At 68.2% G+C, this 20,231-nt stretch carries 18 protein-coding genes; 4 read left to right on the forward strand and 14 right to left on the reverse strand.

Annotated elements, in window-relative coordinates:
* Positions 1 to 57: 57 nt before the first annotated feature.
* The 4 genes from DFO63_RS16220 to glnA all read right to left on the reverse strand — a co-directional run bounded on the left by DFO63_RS16220 (position 58) and on the right by glnA (position 5,601).
* The gene (locus DFO63_RS16220) at positions 58 to 1,725 is read right to left on the reverse strand and encodes a ShlB/FhaC/HecB family hemolysin secretion/activation protein (RefSeq protein WP_259337442.1); all 1,668 of its coding nucleotides are present in this window, start codon (positions 1,723 to 1,725) and stop codon (positions 58 to 60) included.
* A 352-nt stretch (positions 1,726 to 2,077) separates the two neighbouring features.
* Positions 2,078 to 3,508: an ammonium transporter gene (amt, locus tag DFO63_RS16225; RefSeq protein ID WP_119007360.1), complete on the reverse strand. Its 1,431-nt coding sequence runs from the start codon at positions 3,506 to 3,508 to the stop codon at positions 2,078 to 2,080.
* Positions 3,509 to 3,529: 21 nt separating this feature from the next.
* Positions 3,530 to 3,868 (reverse strand): P-II family nitrogen regulator, encoded by a 339-nt coding sequence (locus DFO63_RS16230; RefSeq protein ID WP_004134334.1) that lies wholly within the window; start codon positions 3,866 to 3,868, stop codon positions 3,530 to 3,532.
* A 323-nt stretch (positions 3,869 to 4,191) separates the two neighbouring features.
* A complete protein-coding gene (gene glnA / locus DFO63_RS16235) occupies positions 4,192 to 5,601 on the reverse strand; it encodes a type I glutamate--ammonia ligase (protein WP_004153533.1) in 1,410 nt (469 codons plus the stop codon).
* A gap of 223 nt (positions 5,602 to 5,824) precedes the next feature.
* On the opposite strand from glnA, the gene DFO63_RS16240 reads away from it, so the two are divergent.
* The 3 genes from DFO63_RS16240 (at position 5,825) to DFO63_RS16250 (ending at position 8,121) form a co-directional block, all read left to right on the forward strand.
* The gene (locus tag DFO63_RS16240) at positions 5,825 to 6,619 is read left to right on the forward strand and encodes an undecaprenyl-diphosphate phosphatase (protein ID WP_049444436.1); all 795 of its coding nucleotides are present in this window, start codon (positions 5,825 to 5,827) and stop codon (positions 6,617 to 6,619) included.
* Positions 6,620 to 6,692: 73 nt separating this feature from the next.
* Complete coding sequence (locus DFO63_RS16245) at positions 6,693 to 7,520, forward strand: META and DUF4377 domain-containing protein (protein ID WP_049444434.1); 828 nt, start codon at positions 6,693 to 6,695, stop codon at positions 7,518 to 7,520.
* Positions 7,521 to 7,644: 124 nt separating this feature from the next.
* Complete coding sequence (locus DFO63_RS16250) at positions 7,645 to 8,121, forward strand: META domain-containing protein (RefSeq protein WP_235434890.1); 477 nt, start codon at positions 7,645 to 7,647, stop codon at positions 8,119 to 8,121.
* A 126-nt stretch (positions 8,122 to 8,247) separates the two neighbouring features.
* Here the strand turns inward: DFO63_RS16250 and DFO63_RS16255 are convergent, their stop codons facing one another.
* The 9 genes from DFO63_RS16255 to DFO63_RS16295 form a co-directional block, all read right to left on the reverse strand.
* Entirely contained in the window at positions 8,248 to 8,859 is a 612-nt protein-coding gene (locus DFO63_RS16255; protein ID WP_101764671.1) for a YbhB/YbcL family Raf kinase inhibitor-like protein, read from the reverse strand.
* A gap of 10 nt (positions 8,860 to 8,869) precedes the next feature.
* The gene (locus DFO63_RS16260) at positions 8,870 to 10,939 is read right to left on the reverse strand and encodes a tetratricopeptide repeat protein (RefSeq protein ID WP_049444430.1); all 2,070 of its coding nucleotides are present in this window, start codon (positions 10,937 to 10,939) and stop codon (positions 8,870 to 8,872) included.
* A 56-nt stretch (positions 10,940 to 10,995) separates the two neighbouring features.
* Positions 10,996 to 11,985: an alpha/beta fold hydrolase gene (locus DFO63_RS16265; RefSeq protein ID WP_042359058.1), complete on the reverse strand. Its 990-nt coding sequence runs from the start codon at positions 11,983 to 11,985 to the stop codon at positions 10,996 to 10,998.
* A 52-nt stretch (positions 11,986 to 12,037) separates the two neighbouring features.
* Positions 12,038 to 12,829 carry a lysophospholipid acyltransferase family protein gene (locus DFO63_RS16270; protein WP_101764669.1) on the reverse strand — a complete coding sequence of 264 codons (792 nt, stop codon included), beginning with the start codon at positions 12,827 to 12,829 and terminating at the stop codon, positions 12,038 to 12,040.
* Positions 12,830 to 12,947: 118 nt separating this feature from the next.
* The gene (locus DFO63_RS16275) at positions 12,948 to 13,382 is read right to left on the reverse strand and encodes a hotdog fold thioesterase (RefSeq protein WP_075675718.1); all 435 of its coding nucleotides are present in this window, start codon (positions 13,380 to 13,382) and stop codon (positions 12,948 to 12,950) included.
* Positions 13,383 to 13,392: 10 nt separating this feature from the next.
* The gene (locus tag DFO63_RS16280; protein WP_049444424.1) at positions 13,393 to 15,450 is read right to left on the reverse strand and encodes a phospholipase D family protein; all 2,058 of its coding nucleotides are present in this window, start codon (positions 15,448 to 15,450) and stop codon (positions 13,393 to 13,395) included.
* Positions 15,447 to 16,064 (reverse strand): YceI family protein, encoded by a 618-nt coding sequence (locus tag DFO63_RS16285; RefSeq protein ID WP_049444423.1) that lies wholly within the window; start codon positions 16,062 to 16,064, stop codon positions 15,447 to 15,449. The genes DFO63_RS16280 and DFO63_RS16285 overlap by 4 nt, the downstream gene beginning before the upstream one ends.
* A 4-nt stretch (positions 16,065 to 16,068) precedes the next feature.
* Positions 16,069 to 16,545, reverse strand: a complete 477-nt coding sequence (locus tag DFO63_RS16290) for a histidine phosphatase family protein (protein WP_101764668.1) — start codon at positions 16,543 to 16,545, stop codon at positions 16,069 to 16,071.
* Positions 16,546 to 16,583: 38 nt separating this feature from the next.
* A complete protein-coding gene (locus DFO63_RS16295; protein ID WP_010487235.1) occupies positions 16,584 to 17,213 on the reverse strand; it encodes a ParA family protein in 630 nt (209 codons plus the stop codon).
* 123 nt (positions 17,214 to 17,336) lie between these two features.
* Here DFO63_RS16295 and DFO63_RS16300 point away from each other — a divergent pair, with 123 nt between their 5' ends.
* Positions 17,337 to 18,821: an AAA family ATPase gene (locus DFO63_RS16300; RefSeq protein ID WP_005420987.1), complete on the forward strand. Its 1,485-nt coding sequence runs from the start codon at positions 17,337 to 17,339 to the stop codon at positions 18,819 to 18,821.
* Positions 18,822 to 19,436: 615 nt separating this feature from the next.
* On the opposite strand, the gene DFO63_RS16305 is transcribed toward DFO63_RS16300, so the two are convergent.
* Entirely contained in the window at positions 19,437 to 20,072 is a 636-nt protein-coding gene (locus DFO63_RS16305; protein WP_049444419.1) for a tetratricopeptide repeat protein, read from the reverse strand.
* Between the last annotated feature and the right edge of the window lie 159 nt (positions 20,073 to 20,231).

Consider the following 20,231-nt stretch of genomic DNA (forward strand, 5'->3'; position numbering starts at 1 on the left):
CGGTACCGCATCGTGCTGGCCGCGCAGCAAGCAGCGCAGGCCGGCCATGTGCAGGCGTCAGAACGAGACGCCCATGTTCATTCCGAACGTGGTGTAGGCAGTCTGGAAGCCGCGTGGCTTGGACAGGGGGCTGCCGACGAACGCTTCCCAGTTGATGTGGCGGGTGCCGCCGCGAAGCCCGAGTGCGGTGCCGGTGAGCCGGTCGCCCGCCAATCGCGCCATGGAAGGTCCACCGACACGCCCGTGATCGACGGCGACATAGGCCTCCACGCCACCGCCCAGGGGCACGCCGAGTTCATTGCGCAGCAACCAGCCGCGCTCGCCGGTCAGCGACATTTCGCCATCGAAGCCACGCACCGTGTAGCGGCCACCAATCGAGAATCGATCCTGCGGCACCAGCGGCGAGCGGTTCCACTGCGCTCGCCAGCTGCCGGTGTAGCGCAGGCTCTGGCGGCCCCATTGCATCGGCAGCACCAGCTGCGCGTCGGCGGTGTAGATGCGGCCATGCGCCGTACCTTCGCCAAACGCCTCTTCCGGCGCACGCAACGCGTTGAAGGCGCCGGTACCCTTGCGGTACGCCAGGTTCACATCCAGTGTGGCCTTGCCGATGAAGTGACGGTGGCCCAGGCCCAGCTCCCAGCCGGCCATGCGGCGGCGCTGTACTTCGATCTCGGTATCGTTGATGAAGTTGTCCGATTCGCGATACCAGCCGCGCGCATACATGCTGGTCTTGGCACGCGCGTTGCGGAACAGCATGCGTGTCAGGCGCAGCTCGGCGTTGCGGCTGGAGCCACTGTAGACGTAGTTCTCGAACGCGCCGGCAACGGTCTGCTCATAGTCGAAGTTGCTGGCGTTGGCGCCCAGCAGCCATCCGCCCAGCGGCACGCTGTAATGCACCGCCCAGCTGTCGGTGCCACGCTCGCTGCCGTTGAACACCGATTTGCCCACGTTGATGTAGAACAGGTCGCTGAGACCGGCCGCGTTGTCCACCGACACCGTGGTACCGGCCTGCATCTTGCCCGTGGACTGGCTGCCGGCATCGTCCAGGGTCAGGTTGACCCGTACCAGATGCGCCTGCTGCCAGCTGATCACCAGGTCGCTCTCGCCCGGTTTGGCAGCCGCGCCCTCGGCCGGGGGGGCGATCTGGATGTCCACCGAAGCGGTCGGCACACGCTGCAGGTTTTCCAGCGCCTGCTCGATGTCACGCAGGTTCAGTACTTCGCCGCGCGCGACCCGCACCGCGTTCCAGAGCGCGGGCGTACGGCCTTCGCCATCGGCGAAGCGGATGGCATTGACGCGCCCTGGCACGACCGTGAGCGTCAGCACGCCGGACTTCAGGTCCTGCGGCGCAGCGAGGATGCGGGTGGTGACGTAGCCACGCTCGATGATTGCGTTCTGCACGCGCTTCATCACGATGTCCACGCCGGCGGTGCCCAGGCAGCGCCCGGTGGCGGGGTCGCTGCGCGGATCGGCCGCCGCCAGTGCCCAGCGGAAGCGTTCGGCCAGATCACCCTGCAGCGCGATGCGGTTGATGGTGAAGCAGGGCGACTCGTCCGCCGGCAGATGGCCGAGACCTTCGGTGGCCGGCTGCAGCCGGACATCCGGCGCGGATTCCTGTTGTTCCCGCAGCGCGCGCTCGCGCTCCTGCTGCCGGAGCAGCTCCTGCTCCGGTGACACTACCTGCGCCAGGACAGGTGCCGGGATGCCAACGATGGCCAGTGCCACGCCCACGGACAACCGCCACTGCAACGCGCGGCTGCGCACACTACGTCCCTGTTTCACGATGCTCTGTTCCCTGCGGATAGCTGCCAGTCCGACGAATAGTCGGCTGGATGAGGCAGCACTTTAGGGGAATCGCATCGCAGGCAACAGGGCCGGCGAGCCAAGCGGAGCGGGGCTTTCCCGGCAAAGTGTGATGTCCGACGGAGCGTCTTTCGCGAGCCGGCGATGCTTGGAATCTGTGCCGGATCTGCCCGCGTACCAGCAGACACCGGCCGCACTAAGGCTGCCGGTGATGGACGCCCGCCACTGACTGCGGCGCAGTAGTGACGGGGCGTCCACGAAACCGTGAAACCGATCAGGCCTCGTAGGCGGACTCGCCGTGCGAAGTCACATCCAGACCCGTGCGTTCGGCTTCCTCGGTGACGCGCAGGCCGACCACGCTGCGCACCACCAGCAGGATCAGCGTGGTCACCACCGCCGACCAGACCACGGTCAGGCCGACGCTGACCACCTGCACCCAGACCTGATGGGCGATATCCAGATCGGGCTTGGTACCGCCCAGCGACTGTGCGCTGAACACACCGGTAAGAATCGCGCCGACGATGCCGCCGACACCATGCACACCGAATACGTCGGCGGTGTCGTCCACCTTCAGCAGGCGCTTCAAACCGGTCACGCCCCACACGCAGACCACGCCGGCGACGAAGCCGATGATGATCGCGCCGAGCGGGCCGACGGTGCCGCAGGCCGGGGTGATGCCGACCAGGCCGGCCACCGCGCCCGAAGCGGCACCCAGCGCCGACGGCTTGCCCTTGCTGATTGCTTCCACCAGGGTCCAACCGAGCACGGCGGCGGCGGTGGCCAGCACGGTGTTGAGGAAGGCCAGTGACGCCACGGTATCGGCAGCGGCGGCGGAGCCCGCGTTGAAGCCGAACCAGCCCACCCACAGCAGCATCGCGCCGATATAGGTGAACGGCACGTTGTGCGGCTTCAGCGCGGTCTGGCCATAGCCCAGGCGCTTGCCGACGAACCATGCGGCCACCAGGCCAGCCACACCTGCGTTGATGTGGACCACGGTGCCACCGGCGAAATCGATCGCGCCCATCTCACCCAGATAGCCGCCGCCCCAGACGATGTGCGCCATCGGGATGTAGCTGAGGGTGAACCACAGCGCCGAGAACAGCAGCACCGCACGGAACTTGATGCGCTCGGCGAAAGCACCGACGATCAGCGCGGTGGTGATGCCGGCGAAGGTCGACTGGAAGGCGACGAACAGGTAATCCGGCAGGCCCTTGATCGGCGTGTTGCCAACCGAGTCGGGCGTGAAGCCCTTGAGGAAGGCGAATTCGGTGAACGAGCCGAAGAACGGGTTGCCCACGCTGAACACCGCGCTGTAGCCATAGGACACCCACAGCAGCAGGACCAGCGAGAACACCACCAGGATCTGGCTGAGCACCGACAGCACGTTCTTCGAACGCACAAGGCCGCCGTAGAACAACGCCAGCCCCGGCACCACCATCAACAGCACCAGCAGGGTGGAGGTGAGCATCCACGCGACGTCGCCGCGGTCATAGGCGGCCGCCGCTTCGGCCACGGCCGGTGCAGCCGCTGCGGCAACCGGATCCTGCAGCGGTTCAACTGCCACGCTCTCGCTCGGCAACGGCGACACCTGCACCTGGGCATAGGCACTGCCCGGCCAGGCACCGGCCGCCAGCGCGCTGAGCAGCATCAACAGGCACACCAGATGGAACCGGGCTTGCCACCCGGTGAGAAGGCGCATCTTCATGGGGGAGTCTCCGGAAGGGGGTTACAGCGCGTCGGCACCGATTTCGCCGGTGCGGATGCGGATGACCTGTTCGACGGCAGTGACGAAGATCTTGCCGTCACCGATCTTGCCGGTGCCTGCCGACGACTGGATCGCTTCGATCACCGCGTCGGCACGCTCGTCGGTGACCACGGTTTCGATCTTGATCTTGGGCAGGAAATCGACGACGTACTCGGCGCCGCGATACAGCTCGGTGTGGCCCTTCTGACGACCGAAGCCTTTCACTTCGGTCACGGTGATGCCCGACACGCCCGCGTCGGACAGGGCCTCGCGGACCTCGTCGAGCTTGAACGGCCGGATGATGGCGGAGATCAGTTTCATGCGCATGTCCCGAGGGTGGATGGGGCCAGCGCGCCAGCGCGCGTTGGCATCAGGCAACCAGCGGCCATCAGGGTGATGGCCGTGGCTGTTGCACCGGACACGTACAGGGCCGGGACGGCCGTGCCTCTCTCCTTGCACGACCGACGCGGGAGGGAGGGCAGCCCTGGTCGCGTATCCGGTCTCTCTCTTGCCCCTGGATCAGGGGTCAGAGCCCATTCGTAAACGAACGGGATCCGACCCCGATCTGACCGCGGCTCCCCAGCCGCGAAAACGGGTGCGATGGCGGCGGGTGGGAGGGGGATGCCCACCGCCATCGCGCCCGGTCAGCTGGCGTAGTACAGCTGGTATTCCAGCGGGTGGGTGGCCGCGCGGAACTTGGTCACTTCCTGCATCTTCAGCGCGATGTAGCCGTCGATGAAGTCATCGCTCATCACGCCGCCGGCCTTCAGGAACTCGCGGTCCTTGTCCAGCGCTTCCAGCGCCTGGTCCAGCGAAGAGCAGACCTGCGGGATCAGCTTCTCTTCTTCCGGCGGCAGGTCGTACAGGTCCTTGTCGCTCGGTGCGCCCGGGTCGATCTGGTTCTTGATGCCGTCCAGGCCGGCCATCATCAGCGCGGTGAAGGTGAGGTAGCCGGACTGGATCGGATCCGGGAAGCGCATCTCGATGCGGCGCGCCTTCGGGTTGGACACCCACGGAATGCGGCACGAAGCCGAACGGTTGCGGGCCGAGTAGGCCAGCATCACCGGTGCTTCGTAGCCCGGCACCAGGCGCTTGTAGCTGTTGGTGCCCGAGTTGGCGAAGGCGTTGATGGCCTTGGCATGCTTGAAGATGCCGCCGATGTACCACAGCGCCAGCTGGCTCAGGCCGCCGTAGCCGTCACCGGAGAACAGGTTGGTGCCGCCCTTGGACAGCGACTGGTGCACGTGCATGCCGCTGCCGTTGTCGCCGACGATCGGCTTGGGCATGAAGGTGACGGTCTTGCCGTTGCGGTGCGCGACGTTCTTGATCACGTACTTCATGCGCAGCAGTTCGTCGGCCTTCTGCACCAGGGTGCTGAACTTGGTGCCGATCTCGCACTGGCCGGCGGTGGCCACTTCGTGGTGCTGCACTTCCACTTCGATGCCGACCTGTTCCAGGGTCTTGCACATCTCGGCGCGCAGGTCGTGCAGGGTGTCGGTCGGCGGAACGGGGAAGTAGCCGCCCTTCACGCCCGGGCGGTAGCCGCTGTTGGCGCCGTCGTACTTGGCGCCGCTGTTCCACGCCGCTTCTTCCGAGTCGACCTGGAAGAAGGTGTGGCCCATTTCATTGGCGAAGCGGACCGAGTCGAAGATGAAGAATTCCGGCTCCGGGCCGAAGAACGCGGTTTCGGCGATGCCGGAGGACTTCAGGTAGGCCTCGGCGCGCTTGGCGATGCCGCGCGGGCAGCGGCCATACGGCTGCATGGTGGCCGGGTCGAGGATGTCACAGCTGATCACGATGGTCGGATCGGCGTAGAACGGGTCGACGTAGGCACTGGCGGTATCCGGCAGCAGCACCATGTCCGATTCGGCGATGCCCTTCCAGCCGGCGATCGAGCTGCCATCGAACATCTTGCCTTCTTCGAACAGCGACGGCTCAACGATGCTGACCGGGAAGGTCACGTGCTGCTCGACGCCACGCATGTCGACGAAGCGCAGGTCGACGAACTCGATCTGGTTGTCCTTGATCAGCTTTTCTACGTTTTCCACGGACATCGGTACGACCTCGGATGGGGATGAATGCCTGCTGAGGTACAGCAACGACCGTGCCAACTTTTCGAAGGCCGCAAGTCATTGATTTCAAAAAGAGCGCCCCGTGGCGGTGCAGAACCGTGCGCACCAAACGGGTGCGCCCGTCACCAGACGCACCCGTTTGGTGCAGCAGGGATCGTCTATCCTCTCGACCTTCTTCCTTCCGCCGCGCGTGCACGCACCGTCCATGTCCGACCTGCTCTCCGCCCTGCTGCTGGGCATCCTCGAAGGCCTCACCGAATTCCTGCCGATCTCCAGCACCGGCCACCTGCTCATCGCCCAGCACTGGCTGGGGGCCCGCTCGGACTTCTTCAACATCGTCATCCAGGCCGGCGCGATCGTGGCCGTGGTGCTGGTGTTCCGCCAGCGCCTGCTGCAGCTGGCCACCGGCTTCAACCAGCGCGAGAACCGCGAGTACGTGTTCAAGCTGGGCGCTGCCTTCCTGGTCACCGCAGTGGTCGGCCTGGTGGTGCGCAAGGCCGGCTGGTCGCTGCCGGAGACGGTCAGCCCGGTGGCCTGGGCGCTGATCATCGGTGGCGTCTGGATGCTGCTGGTGGAGGCCTACACCGCGCGCCTGCCCGACCGCGACCAGGTGACCTGGACGGTGGCGATCGGCGTGGGCCTGGCGCAGGTGGTGGCCGGCGTATTCCCCGGCACTTCGCGCTCGGCCTCGGCGATCTTCCTGGCCATGCTGCTGGGCCTGAGCCGCCGCGCCGCCGCCGCCGAGTTCGTGTTCCTGGTCGGCATTCCCACCATGTTCGCCGCCAGCGCCTACACCTTCCTGGAAATGGCCAAGGCCGGGCAGCTGGGCAGCGAGAACTGGACCGACGTGGGCGTGGCCTTCGTTGCCGCGGCCATCACCGGCTTCGTCGTAGTGAAGTGGCTGATGGGCTACATCAAGTCGCACAGGTTCACCGCCTTCGCGATCTACCGCATCGCGCTGGGCGCGGCGCTGCTGCTGTGGTTGCCCTCCGGCAGCTGAACAGCGCCGGGGCACGGTAACCCCGTTGCCGGCCCCACCCCGTTTCCCCCACGGTTCCCCAAGGAGAATCACCATGAACCGCAAGCTCACCCTGCTCCTCCCGCTGGCCCTGATGGCCGCCTGCAGCCAGACCCCGGCCCCGGCCGGCAACGGCGGCGACGACGTGGCCCCGGCCGCGGCCAAGGCAGCAGACCAGCAGACGCTGGCGCACCTGGATGCGCAGCGCCTGCAGAGCCAGCACTGGCTGCTGCAGCAGGCCACCGGCGCCGACGGCAAGCGCATCGACGCGCTGTTCGCCCGCGAAGACAAGCCGGTCACCCTGGACTTCGCTGATGGCCGCCTGTCGGTCAGCAACACCTGCAACCGCATGGGCGGCGGCTACACCCTGGCCGACGGCAAGCTGACGGTCAGTGCGATGGCCTCGACCCTGATGGCCTGCACCGACAAGGCGCTGATGGCGCTGGACGAAGCCGTGTCGAGCCGCCTGCAGGGCGAGCTGAAGGCCGAGCAGGATGCCGATGGCAAGCTGACCCTGACCAACGCCAAGGGCGACGTGCTGGTGTTCAACCCGGAGCCGACCGCTGAAACCCGCTACGGCGGCGCCGGCGAAACCGTGTTCCTGGAAGTGGCCGCCAAGACCGAGAAGTGCTCGCATCCGCTGATCCCGGACTACCAGTGCCTGCAGGTGCGCGAAGTGAAGTTCGACGACAAGGGCCTGAAGCAGGGTGAGCCGGGCAAGTTCGAGAACTTCTACGGCAACATCGAGGGCTACACCCACGAAGACGGCGTGCGCAACGTGGTGCGCGTGAAGCGCTACGAAGTGAAGAACCCGCCGGCCGATGCGCCGTCGCAGGCTTACGTGCTGGACATGGTGGTCGAGTCGGCCATCGAGAAGAAGTAAAACCACAGAAGGGCGGCCGCGAGGTCGCCCTTCTTCGTGGTGGGTAGAGCCGGCCGCTGGCCCGCTGCCCTGCGGAGCACCGCCAACACACGGATGTTGCCGGCCAGCGGCCGGCACTACCCACATGCATCGGGAGATCGGCATGAAGCATGTCCCCGCCCTCATCGTTGCTGCGCTGCTGGCCATGTCTGCGGATGTGGCCGCTGCCAGCACACCCAGCACCGATCAGCTCGAGGCACACCGGTGGCAACTGGAGCGCGCCACCGACGCGCAGGGCCGGCGCATCGATGCGTTGTTCGTGCGCGGTCGACCGCCCTACACGCTGCGCTTCCAGCCCGGTTACATGAGCCAGTTGAACCTGTGCAACCAGGCCAGCAGCACCTATCGCCTGCAAGGTGACCGGCTGGTTCTTGAGGGCGGCATCATCACCACGGCCGCCTGCATCCGGGCCGAGGTGGCCGAACAGGAACGTGTCGCCGGGACGGTGGTGAATGCGCGCGCAGAGATGACACTTGCGCTGGATGGGCGTGGCCGCCTGCTGCTGCGCAACGCACATGGCGATGTGCTGGAGTTCGCGCCGGTATCCGGTACGGACGAATGAAAAGGGCGGCCGAAAGGCCGCCCTTCTTCATGGTGGGTAGAGCCGGCCGCTGGCCGGCTGCCACGTCTGGCTCAGGCAGCACACGGACGTTGCCGGCCAGCGGCCGGCACGACCCGTTATGCCGCCTCAGCCCAGCGCGGGGTTCAACGTGTAGGTGCCATGCAGCGTCGCTTCGGCCAGCACGTGGCCGTGCATGGCGCGGTAGGCGTCGGCGGCGGTGAAGCGTGCCGGCAGCTGCAGCGAGGCCACGTCCAGCGCGAACACACGGAAGAAGTAGCGGTGCACGCGCTCGTCGTTGAACGGCGGGTACGGGCCGTCGTAGCCCAGGTAGTCGCCGGCCATGTCCGGGTTGCCGGCAAACCAGCCGGTGAAGTCGTTCAGGCCCTGGCGGCTGCCTGCCGGGCCGGCCGGTGCGGACTTGCCCTTCACCACGAAGCCGTCGCTGCAGCTGCCTGCGGCGATCTCGTGCACCGAGGCCGGGATATCGGCCATCACCCAATGCACGAAATCACAGCGTGGCTGATCGCGCGGCACGCTCATGTCGGTGCGGCCAACCGTTTCCGGCACGGTCGGCACGTCCGGATCGACGCACACCAGCAGGAACGAACGGGTGCCCTCCGGCACATCGCTCCAGGCCAGGTGCGGATTGCGGTCGGGTGCGAAGCCCGCGGCATCGCCGGCGGCGAATTCGCGGTCGATCGGTGCACCGTTGGTCAGGCTGTGGCTGCTCAGTTGCATCGGCGTGTCCTCACTCTTCCGGGTAACCCAGGCGCACCGCGATCGGGGTGAGCTTGGCGAAGGCGGCGCTCATCACGTCGCGGTAGTTGCGCCAGTGGCCCGGCGGGAAGCGCGGCGCGCCCAGCTGCGCGGCCGGCGGCATCGGCCGCTCGAACAGGCGGCCCAGCAGATCGGCCATTGCCTGCGGATCGTTGCCGATCTGGTCGATGCGCAGCAGCACCTGCGGGTACAGGTCGTCCTCGTGCAGCGCGGCGACCTGGGCCAGCGCGCGCGCCAGCCATTCGCTGGCTTCGGCCAGCGAGGTCATCGCCAGCGGTGCAGCCGCACCGTAGGCCACCCAGTCCAGCAGCATGTCGCGCGGATCACGCAGCACCACCAGCAGGCGGCCCTGCGGCAGCTGCGGGCGCAGCGCCCACAGCAGCGCGTTGTCCCACCACAGCAGCCAGTCGATGACCGCGTCGTCCTGCACGCCGCGCGACGGCAGCTGTTCGCGCCAACGCTGCACCAGCCGCTCCGGGGTCAGCACGCCGGAGGCGAGGTCCTGCAGCGTGTGGTAGTTCTGGAAGGCGTCGTCAGGCGCGTTGGAGGTATAGCGGTCGCTGCGCAGCACCGGGCTGGCGGCGGCCAGGCCGGTCGCCACGCGCTCCACGCCCGAACCCGGCGCGCCCCACAGGAAGATCGGCGCGGAGGTGGCATCACCGTCGATCTCGCCCTTGTCCGGCCAGCTCGGCGGCGCCTTGGCCTGCGGCGGCAGCGGCAGGCGCTGCGAGGCCTGGTCGGCCTGCAGTGCCAGCCAGGTCTGCAGCGCATCTTCGTGCTGGCCGGCGCGATCCTGGATCTCACCCAGCCAGGTGCGCAGGTCGGCGCGGTGGCCTTCCGGTGCCATGTCGATCAGCGCCTGCACGCGGGCGACCGCGGCGGCCGGATCGCGTTGCAGCAGGCCTTCGACCAAACGGGTTTCGCCGCTGACACGACCCGGTTCGAGGCTGACGATGCGCTCGGCGATCGCTTCGGCCTGGGCGTGTTCGCCCACCATGTCGTGCAGGCGCAGGCGCGCTTCCAGCGCCGGCAGGTGGCCCGGCATCGCGTCCATCCAGCGCTCGACCGTGGCGGCGGCGGTGGCACTGCCAACCTCTTCCACCGCCAGGCGTGCCAGCCACAGGTCGTGCAGCTGCGGGTGCTGCTCCAGGGCGGCATCCAGGCGGGCGCGGGCCTCGTCTTCGCGGCCCAGGCGCTGCCAGGACATCAGCAGCAGCTGCAGCACGTCGCGGTCGTCAGGCAGCGACTCCAGCAGCGGCAGCAGGTGCTCCAGCGCCTGCAGCGGCTGGCCGCCGCGCAGTGCCAGTTCGCCGGCCAGGCGGCGCATCGATGGCGTATCCAGGCCCTGCTGCTGCAGCGCGATCTGCATCGCTTCGGCGGCAGCGTCCAGGTTGCCCTGGCGCATGGCCAGCTGCACCACCAGGCCATGCAACGAGGCAATGGTGGGGTTCAGTTCCAGCACGCGGCGGAACGCCTGCTCGGCGAAGGCCAGCATGTTCTTGCCCAGGTAGGCAAAGCCCAGTGCGTAGAGCACGCGAATGTCGTTGGGCTGGGCCTGGTTGGCGGCCGACAGCAGCGTCAGCGCGCGATCGGCATCATCGCGGCGCAGCGCGATCATGCCGTCGATGGTCAGCAGTTCCGGGTGGTCCGGTTCGACACGCGAGGCCAGGGTGGACAAGCGCTGCGCTTCATCGAAATCGTTGCGGCCGATCGCCAGGTGGGCCTGCATCAGGTAGGCGGCGAATGCGTTCGGGTCCAGCCCGGTGGTGCGCGTCAGTGCCTCGCCCGCGCCGTCGAACTGGCGCAGGGCCAGCAGCAGGCCGGCGTGCTGCAGGTGCAGCTGGGCATTGTCCGGGGCCAGCTGCAGCGCCTGCTGCAGGGCCTGCATCGCGTCCTCGGCCTTGCCCTGCTGCTGCAGCGCAAGCGCCAGCCAGCGGTGGGCCTCGGCCTGGCCGGGTTCATCACGGGTCCACGCCTGGGCCAGCTGCACGGCCTGGTCGGCCTCGTTCTGGCGCAACGCTTGGATGATCTGGTCTTGCATGGCGGTCCGGTTCAAGGGCAAACCCGCATTGTAGCGGCCTGCGCACCCGTGCCGGTTCAGCCTTGCAGCACGCGCTGCAGGCGCTGCGCCACCCAGCGCTCGGAGAAGCCGTCACCGCGCCAGTTTTCCAGGAAGCCGCAGTGGCCTCCCCAGCAGGCGGTTTCCAGGTGCGCCTGGCGCGGCAGCTGCCAGTCGCTGAAGGTCGCGTACGGGATCACCGGGTCGTCCTGCGCCATCAGGATGTCGGCCGGCACCTGCAGGGTGGACAGGCGATCGCCGGCAATCGAGTAGCCATCGAAATAGGCCTGCAACGAGCCGAAACTGGTGTGGCGTTCGACCAGCCAGGCGGTCAGCGCGCGGATGTCCAGCTTCAGCACGCGGTCGTCGCAGTCGCTCAGCTCGGGGAACAGGTCGCGCTTGCGCCGCAGCGAACCGGCCCACTTGCGGCGGAAGTACCAGTCGTACATCGCCGGGCCGTTCTCGATGCTTTCCATGGTCAGCGCCGGGTCCAGCACCGGGCATACCGAGGCCACGCGCAGCAGCGGCACGCCGGCCGCTGGCGCGCGCAGGGCCAGGCGCAGCACGAAGTTGCCGCCCAGCGAATAACCGGCCGCCACCAGCGGCAACTGCGGCCAGCGCTGGGCGATATCGCCCGCGGCATGCACGACTTCGTCGATCAGGTTGGAGTGGAAGATGCCGGGGTTGAGATGATGGGTATTGCCGTGGTCGCGGAAATTCAGCCGCACCACGTCGAAGCCCTGTTCGAGCATGCGCGCGGCCGCCATGCGCATGTAGCTGGATTCGGCGCTGCCTTCCCAGCCGTGCAGCAGCAGGGCCATGCCCTTGGGTTCGCGGCCTTCGACGTGGCTGTGCCAGCCCTGCAGGCGCACGCCATCGCCGCCGTCGAGGATCAGTTCTTCGCTGATCGCGCCGGTCGCGGCCAGCAGCAGTAGGCCGCGCTGCAGGCGCATGCGGCTGGAGCTGAGCATCGACTGCAGGTGCGGATTGCGCAGCCAGCGCGGAGGCTGGTAGTCAGCCGCGTGCAGCGTCGGCGTGCCGGCGTCCAGGACGGGTGGCGGGATCAGGGCCACCGCACCCTCACCCGGTGCTCATGGCCGCCACGATGCGCGCGCGCGAAGTCTCCGCGATGCGCCGACGGCCTTCCAGGTCCTGCGCACCGATCGGTGCCAGGAAATGCACTTCTGCACGCCGCGCCGGCTCACCGAGCAGGCGCAGGAAATTGGCGAAGAAACTCTCGCCGGGACCGAATGCGACAATGGTCTGCGCATCGCCCCTGACGCCGTACACCAGTGCCACCGGCTGCACCGGCACGCCGGTTTCAACCGCCGCCTGGAAGATGCGGGCATGGAACGGGCCGACTTCATGGCCGCCGCGGGTACGCCCTTCCGGGAACACGCCCACCGCCTTGCCTTCGCGCAGGCGATCGGCCATCACCTGCATCACGCCACCGAGTGATTCGGTGTTGCCGCGCTGGTGGAAGATGGTCTGGCCACGCGCGGCCAGCCACCCGACCAGCGGCCAGCTGGCGATCTCGCGCTTGGCGACGAAGCCCATCATGCGCTGGCTGTGCAGGATGCAGATGTCGACCCAGCTGACGTGGTTGGCGACGAACAGCACGGCACCGGGCAGCGGCCTGCCGATCTGCACCAGGCGGAAGCCGAAGATCCACATCAGCCCGCCCTGCCACCAGTTCACCACCTTGGCACCGAAGGTCGCTTCGCCCACGCGCAGTTCGCCCCACGGCCGAAGCATGCCGATCAGGATGAGCGGCAGGAACACGAGGATGTGGACCAACAGCAGCGGTACGCGGTACAGGTAACGGCACACACGCGCCACGCCGCCACGGGGGGCCGGAGTGGGGGAAGTCATCCGCGCACGATACCGGAGGGCCGTCATCGCTGCCAGCCGCTTTAGGCCATAACCTCCATCGACCGGGGCAATCGGCAGGGAACGCTGGGTTCCGCTGCCGTCACCGGCCGTCCGAGGCTCAGCCGTGGCCGGCCGCCACCACCGCCAGGGTCAGCCGCGAGATGCATACCAGCCGGCCCTGCTCGTCCTCGATGCGGATCTCCCACAGCTGGGTGCTGCGGCCCACGTGCAGCGCGCGGGCAGTGCCGGTCACGGTGCCCGAACGCACCGCACGCACGTGGTTGGCGTTGATTTCCAGGCCCACGCAGATCTGTTTCGCGGTATCCACGCACAGGTTGCCGGCGCTGCTGCCCAGGGTCTCGGCCAGCACCACCGAGGCGCCGCCATGCAGGATGCCGTAGGGCTGGCGGGTGCGCTCGTCCACCGGCATGGTGGCCTGCAGCCAGTCGTCACCGGCCGCGCTGAAGACGATGCCGAGCGACTCGATCGCGGTGTTGCGGCTGAGCGTGTTGAGCTGCTCGAGGGAAACGGCTTCGCGGAACACCTGGGTCATGCGGGCACCTTCAGAGGATGGGAACGAGGCCAGCGCCGAATGCGGTCAGCATGCGTACCAGCAGCCACTTCGGGCCGACATTGACCTCGGGGAAGTCGCCCACGGCGACATAGCAGCGGTGGAAGCCCGGGTCCTGCCGCGGCAGCGGCTGCGGGCAGTCCGGACCGGGCTTGAACTCGTAGTCGGTGGCATAGCGCCACGGCCAGAAGTCGAGGATCGGCAGTGCTTCGGAAGCCTTGCCGACGCTGTAGTTGAGCCCGGACAGCACCGGCGGCTTGGCCCGCGGCGCCACCGTCCACGAGTTCTGCGGGTGGGTGTCGCGCAGGATGCTCTCGGCCAGCTGCTCGGCGAAGGCCGGGTCATCGATGATCACCGCGCCTTCGGTGTTGTAGTTCTCGCTGCGCGGATCGAAGTTGTGGGTACCGACCACGCCGATGCGGCGATCGACCACCAGCGACTTGGCATGCAGGCCCATGCGCGCGCCCTTGCGGGTGACCGGCAACGGCTTGTTGACCGCCTTGCTGCCCAGGAACGAGGGACGGGTCTCGGTGCGCAGCAGGCGGGTCTCGACCTCGCTGCCGGCCGCGCGGCGGCGCTCGCGCGCGTTCTGGTAGGCACTGCCGGTGCGCGGATGGTTCACCGGCCCCTGCTTGCCGGTGGGTGCCGGGGGCTCATCGCGATCGCGGCTGTCGCCGGCGTTGCTGCCGGCGGCGCTGCCGCCGATCAGCGGATTGCGCCCGCCGTCGTCGTCGCCTTCCGCCGCGGCGATCGGGTCGGGCAGCAGGTTGCGGTAATCGACCGGTGCATCCAGCGGGAACGGCTTGTATTCGAAGATGTTGAAGCCCAGTTCGCGCATGTTGCGCCGCTTGTACTTGTACGACAGCGCATACACGATCGGGTTGTCGGTAGCCGCCAGGCTGTTGCTGGACACCACCACGCGCGGCGGCTGCGGGCGCTTGCGCAGCTCGCGGAACAGCTTCTGCGCCGGCTTGGACAGCACCAGGTACGGCGTCTGCAGGATCACTTCCTTCTGCGCGCCGGCGATCAGCGCATCCAGCTGCGGCTCGGTCACGTGCTGGCCGGCCAGCGGCGCATCGGCCTTCTCGCGCCGGTGCTTGCGCGGCAGGTCGGCGACATAGCGCACCGAGGCCACCGGCAACGCGGTATCGACGAAGGAACGGCTGACGAAGTCCATGTCGTTGGCTTCGGCACTGACCCGCTGCACCCGCTCGGGGCGTCGGAAGCTGGCCGGCGGCAGGGTCGGCACGCCCTCGCGCAGCAGGGTGCGGCCGACATCGTTCAGGCGCTCGGCCGGCACGCTGCGCCTGGCGCGCCAGAAGGCATCGAAGTTGGCCGCCATCGCCCGCGCCTCCGGGCCGGCGATCAGCACGTCGCGGTCGCGGAAGTTGTACTCGCGGTCCCAGTCGTAATAGTCGTCCTGGTAGTTGCGGCCGCCGACCACGCCGATCGCATCGTCGATCACCAGCAGCTTGTTGTGCATGCGCTGGTTGAAGCGGCGGAAGCAGCACAGCACGCTGCCGGCATAGTCGAAGTAGTTCAGCCGGGCCTTGCCGAAGGTCGGGTTGTAGACCCGCAGCTGGAAGTTCTGGTGCGCCCCGGACAGCGCGCCGAGGATCTGCAGGTCGGAGATCGCCGAGAGCTGGTCGATCAGCACCCGCACCTTCACCCCACGCCGCGACGCGGCCAGCAGCTCGTCGATGACCAGCCGGGCGCTGTCGTCCTTGTCGAAGATGTAGGTCTGCAGGTCGATGCTGCGGGTGGCGCTGCGCAGCAGGTTCAGGCGCGCCACCAGGGCGCCCTCGCCCTCGTCGAGCAGGGTGGCGTAGTGGCGCGGCTGTTCCGGGGTGGATTCGGTGAACGCCCGCCCGGCCAGCGCACGCAGCGGCGAGTCCTGCGCACAACGGTCGGCACGCTGGCAGTCGACGTCGGTCGAGCGCGCCTGCACGGCGATCGCTTCGGCGCGGTCACGCTCGGCATGCGAGAGCGATGCACAACCGCTGCCCAGCAACACGGTTGCCAGCGCCAGTACACGCAGCAGGAGGTTCACGGTTTCGGCGCCTCGCTCAGGCGCGCACGCAATACGAAGGTCACTCGGTCACTCAAGGCAAGCTGCCAGCTGTCCATTCCATACCGGCCTCGCTGCACGGTACCGCGGCTGACGACGTCGCAATCATAGCCGGGTCGGGCGCACTCCGCTTTCTCGACCTGCAGCGACTCGGGGTGGCTGATGCCGCGCAGGGTCAGCCGGCCGTTGATGTCGCCGCCCTGTTCCACGGTCTCCGGCCAGTATGGCAGCGAGTCGAACTCGACCACCGGATGGCGCCCGGCATCGAAGAACTCCTCGCCACGCATCCAGCCCGTATAGCGTGCCTTGCCGGGGATCTCCACCGAACGGGTGAACATCTTCAGGTGCACCTGGTGGCGGCCATCGGACAGGATCTCGATACGCCCCTCGAAGTGCGGGAACACGCCTTCGATGCGCTGGCCGAAGCGGGTGCGCACCTCGAAGCCGATCCGCGAGCGCTGGGTATCCAGGCGCAATACCCGTGGCGCTTCGGCGGACACGGGCGGCAACGGGGTCGGTGGCGGCGCCGCGGCCCAGGCCGGGCCGAGCGCCAGCAACGCGGGCAGCAGGAAGCGGCTGCGCCGCGCCAGGCTCATCGGATCACGGCCACCAGAACGCGTTCAGGCTGGCCACGCCGGGTTCGATCGAGGCCTCACGCGGGAAGCCAAGCACGGCCACGCCGCCCGGCGGCATGCCGCGATAGTCACTGCTGGTGCCGTCGGTCATCAGGGCCACCAGCTGCTCCAGGCCCGGGTTGTGGCCGACGATCAGCACCCGGTCCATGTCACGACGCTCGTCCACCAGCGCCGCCAGGGTGCCCGGGGTGGCTTCGTAGATACGGTCTTCCAGGCGCTTTTCGACATAGCCGATGGCCGTCATCACCGCTTCCAGGGTCTCGCGGGTACGTCGCGACGGCGAGCACAGCACGCAGTCGGGCAGCAGGTTGTTTTCCTTCAACCACTTGCCGGCGGCTTCGGCCTCGGCGAGCCCTACCGGCGACAGCGGCCGGTCGAGGTCGGCCTGGCCGGAAACGGCGGGTTCGGCATGGGCATGGCGCAGCAGGATCAGTTCACGCATCGCGGGTTTCCATGAAAAGAGGGTGGAGACGTGCAGCGTTACAGCTTCAACCAGGACAGCAGCGGCTCCCAGTCGGCCTGGTGCTCGCGCACCTGGGCCGAGCGGTAGTCGAACAGGCTGCGGCCCAGGCCGGTCATGACCACGTAGCTCTGGCTGTCACGCAGCTGCGCGACCACCGGGTACGGCCACTCGCCCAGCATCTGCAGCGCCTGCTGCGAGGTCTGGGTCCAGGGTTTGGTGCGGTTGAGGACCAGCCCCACCGGCAGCTTGCGGCTGTGCACGCGCGGGTTCTGGGCCAGGCTGTTGAGGAAGCCGACGATGGCTTCGATATCCAGTGCCGAGGGCAGCACCGGCACCACCACGGCGTCGGCCGCGTCCAGGAAATGGGGGATATCGTCGGCCAGCGCACCGGCTGGTGCATCGATGATGACGGTATCGGTACCGTCCGGCAGCTTCTGCGCCCACTGCTTCTTCCGATACACATCGATGGGGAGCACCGCGCTTTCCAGCCCGGCACGCCGTTGTGCCCAGCGGGTGCTGGAGCCCTGCGGGTCGGCATCGGCGATCACCGTGGCCTTGCCCTGCAATGCCGCGTACGCGGCCAGGTGGGTGGCGACGGTGGTCTTGCCCACCCCGCCCTTGGAACCGGCCACCAGGATCGTCTTCATGCCAGCCTCGCTTCCGGGTACGTGCCCCGAGCGTACACCGGCGGTGGTGACGGGAGGTAGCACCGTGCTGAACCAGTGGCCATCGCCTTTGCTATCGTGGCGCCCCCGAAGGATCGAACCGGCATGAGCGAACTGCAGGACCTGAGCGCACTGATCCGCGCCAATACCCCCCTGATCGTGATCGAGACCCAGGATGAGGGCCGCATCGTCGAGCTGTTCCGGCAGACGCTGATGCACGTGTGGCGGGCCCTGCACCGCTGGTCCATCACCGAGGGCCTGCGTCGCATCGACCTGGACCGCGAGGACCCGCCGGTCGGTCCGCCCGATGCCAGCGCCGCCCTGCAGATGATCCGCCAGGCCGACCAGCGGGGCGTCTACCTGCTGCTCGATTTCCACCCCTACCTGGGTTATGCCAGCCACCAGCGCGCGCTGCGCGACCTGATCCAGCGCCGCCACAGCGAGCCGCACGTGCTGGTGCTGATCGGCGCCAAGGTCGAGTTGCCGGCCGAGCTGGAAGCGCTGGCGGTGCGCTTCAACCCGCGCCTGCCCGATGCCAATGCCCTGCTGAAGATGCTACGCGAGGAGGCCGATGCCTATGCGCGCGAGCACGGCGGCCGCCGCGTCGAGGTCGACAGCGAGGCGGTGAAGAAGATCCTGAAGAACCTGCAGGGCCTGAGCCTGGTCGATGCCCGCCGCATCGCCCGCCAGCTGATCTACGCAGACGGCGCGCTGCGCGACGACGACCTGCCGCAGCTGGCACGGCTGAAGTTCGAGCTGCTCAACCGCAGCGGCCACCTGTTCTTCGAGCATGACAGCGCGCGCTTCGGCGACGTGGCCGGCGCCAACCGGCTCAAGCGCTGGATCAGCCAGCGCCGGGTGGCTTTCATCGCCGGCTCGGCACCGGCCGGCCTGGACCCGCCGCGCGGCATGTTGCTGCTGGGCGTGCAGGGCTGCGGCAAATCGATGCTGGCCAAGGCCACCGCCGCCGGCTTCGGCGTACCGCTGCTGCGCCTGGACGTGGGCGCGCTGTACAACAAGTACCACGGCGAGACCGAGGCCAACCTGCGCCAGGCGCTGGCCTCGGCCGAGCAGCTGGCGCCCTGCGTGTTGTGGATGGACGAGATCGAGAAAGGCCTGGCCAGCGGTGGCGAGGACGGTGGCGTATCGCGCCGCGTGCTCGGCTACCTGCTGACCTGGATGGCCGAACGCAAGGCGCCGGTCTTCATCGTCGCCACGGCCAACCAGGTGCACGAGCTGCCCGCCGAACTGCTGCGCAAGGGCCGCTTCGACGAGATCTTCTTCGTCGACCTGCCCACCCCCGAAGTGCGCGTGGAACTGCTGCGGCTGCACCTGGGGCGACGCCAGCTCAATGGCGACGACTTCGCGCTGCCGGCGCTGGCGGCGGCGGCGAATGGTTTTTCCGGCGCCGAGATCGAGCAGGCGATCGTGGCCGGGCTGTATGCGGCGCACGCCGAAGGCCGGCCGCTGGATACCGAGCTGCTGATGAACGAGATCCGTGCGACGCGGCCGCTGTCGGTGCTGATGGCCGAGCAGGTCGAGGCATTGCGGGCGTGGGCGTCGGGGCGGACGGTTTCCGCGGACGACTGAGGTTCCCGCGAACGGCGCAGCCCCTCGTGGCTGGTCGCTCAACGCAAATGCCGGGTAGGCTGCGCAGGGGGCGCTGCAAGTACGTCCCTGTAAGCTCGATCGCCGCATCCATGCGGCTCACGCCCCTGCGCAGCCTACCCGCCCGGCCTCTGACAGTTCCCGGGGCGTCCATCCACGTAGAAGAAAGTAGAAGAGCAAAAGCAAAAGCGCTTGGCTGGCTGCTTTTTGTAGAGCCGAGCCCACGCTCGGCTGCATTTCGATCAGATATCGAATAGTTGATTCCGATGCGGATGCATCCACGCATGGCGTGGATCTACCCACCGTCGCCGAGAACCTGTCGGGGTCGGGGCGGTCTGGGGCTGCAGGACCGTTGGCGCCATGGATGGCGCCATCGAGCCCCCAGGGGTGAGGGCGCTTTGCCTGCGAGGCATGCCTCGCAAGCGCCCGAACGCACAGCCGCCAGCGGCTGGGCCGGACCCCGGAGGGGGGTTTACGGCGTGTCCTGCAGCCCCAGACCGCCCCGACCAAGCCACAGATAGCTCAGAGCCGGCTGTTGCTGTTGCTCCAGCCGTTGCCTCTGCGGGTGCCGGGTGCAACCCGGCCAACCCCCTTCCCTCAGGGCCAGGCCGGCGGGGCGGCCGCCCAGGCCTGCTGCACTTCCGCCAGCGAGGCGCGCTCGTCGTCACGCCACAACGGCAACAACTGCGCATAGCGGCTGCTGTCGCTCCATTGCGTCGGCTCGGTACGCACCGCTGCGGCATACCACTGCACCGCCTCCTGCTTCTGCCCGGCCCGCCACAGCGCCAGCGCATAGGTGGGTGGCAACCAGCCCGGCTTGCTCAGCGAACCACCTGCGGCGGCCTGCCATTGCTCCAGGGCCGCCTCGGCCTGGCCCTGCCGCAGCAGGTCCCAGCCGTAGTTCCAGCGCACGCCACGGCCCAGGCTGCCCTGCACCGGCGCATCCTTCAGTGCTTCGCGATACAGCTGTTCACCCAGTTCGGTGCGGCCCTGCGCAATGGCCACTGACGCCAGCTGCACGGTGGCCTCCACGGTACGCCGGCCGCGCTCGCGCTGCTTGAGCAGCTGCGCCACCAGTTCATCCCCGTCGGACTGGACCACGACCATCGGCACGGCGGCCGCATCGCTGTCGAAGTAGAACTCCTGTGGTGCCGGCACCGCCGGCGCGGCCCACACCGGGGCCGTTCCCGAGACCAGCAACATGCTGCCCAGGATCTTTCCTGCAACTGACATCCCTTCTCCCCAGGCCGCAACCGCAGCCTCCCTCTCTCTCCCCGATCCTAACCCCAGCATGGCCGCCGGCGCGAGTGCCGGGGCGGAAGGGCCTCGCTGCTACAATTCGCGCCTTTCCCGCCGCGTGCCTGCACGCGGCCGGTGCCAGCCGATCCTGAC

This window comes from Stenotrophomonas sp. AG209 (genome assembly GCF_003550055.1).
GTDB lineage: Bacteria > Pseudomonadota > Gammaproteobacteria > Xanthomonadales > Xanthomonadaceae > Stenotrophomonas.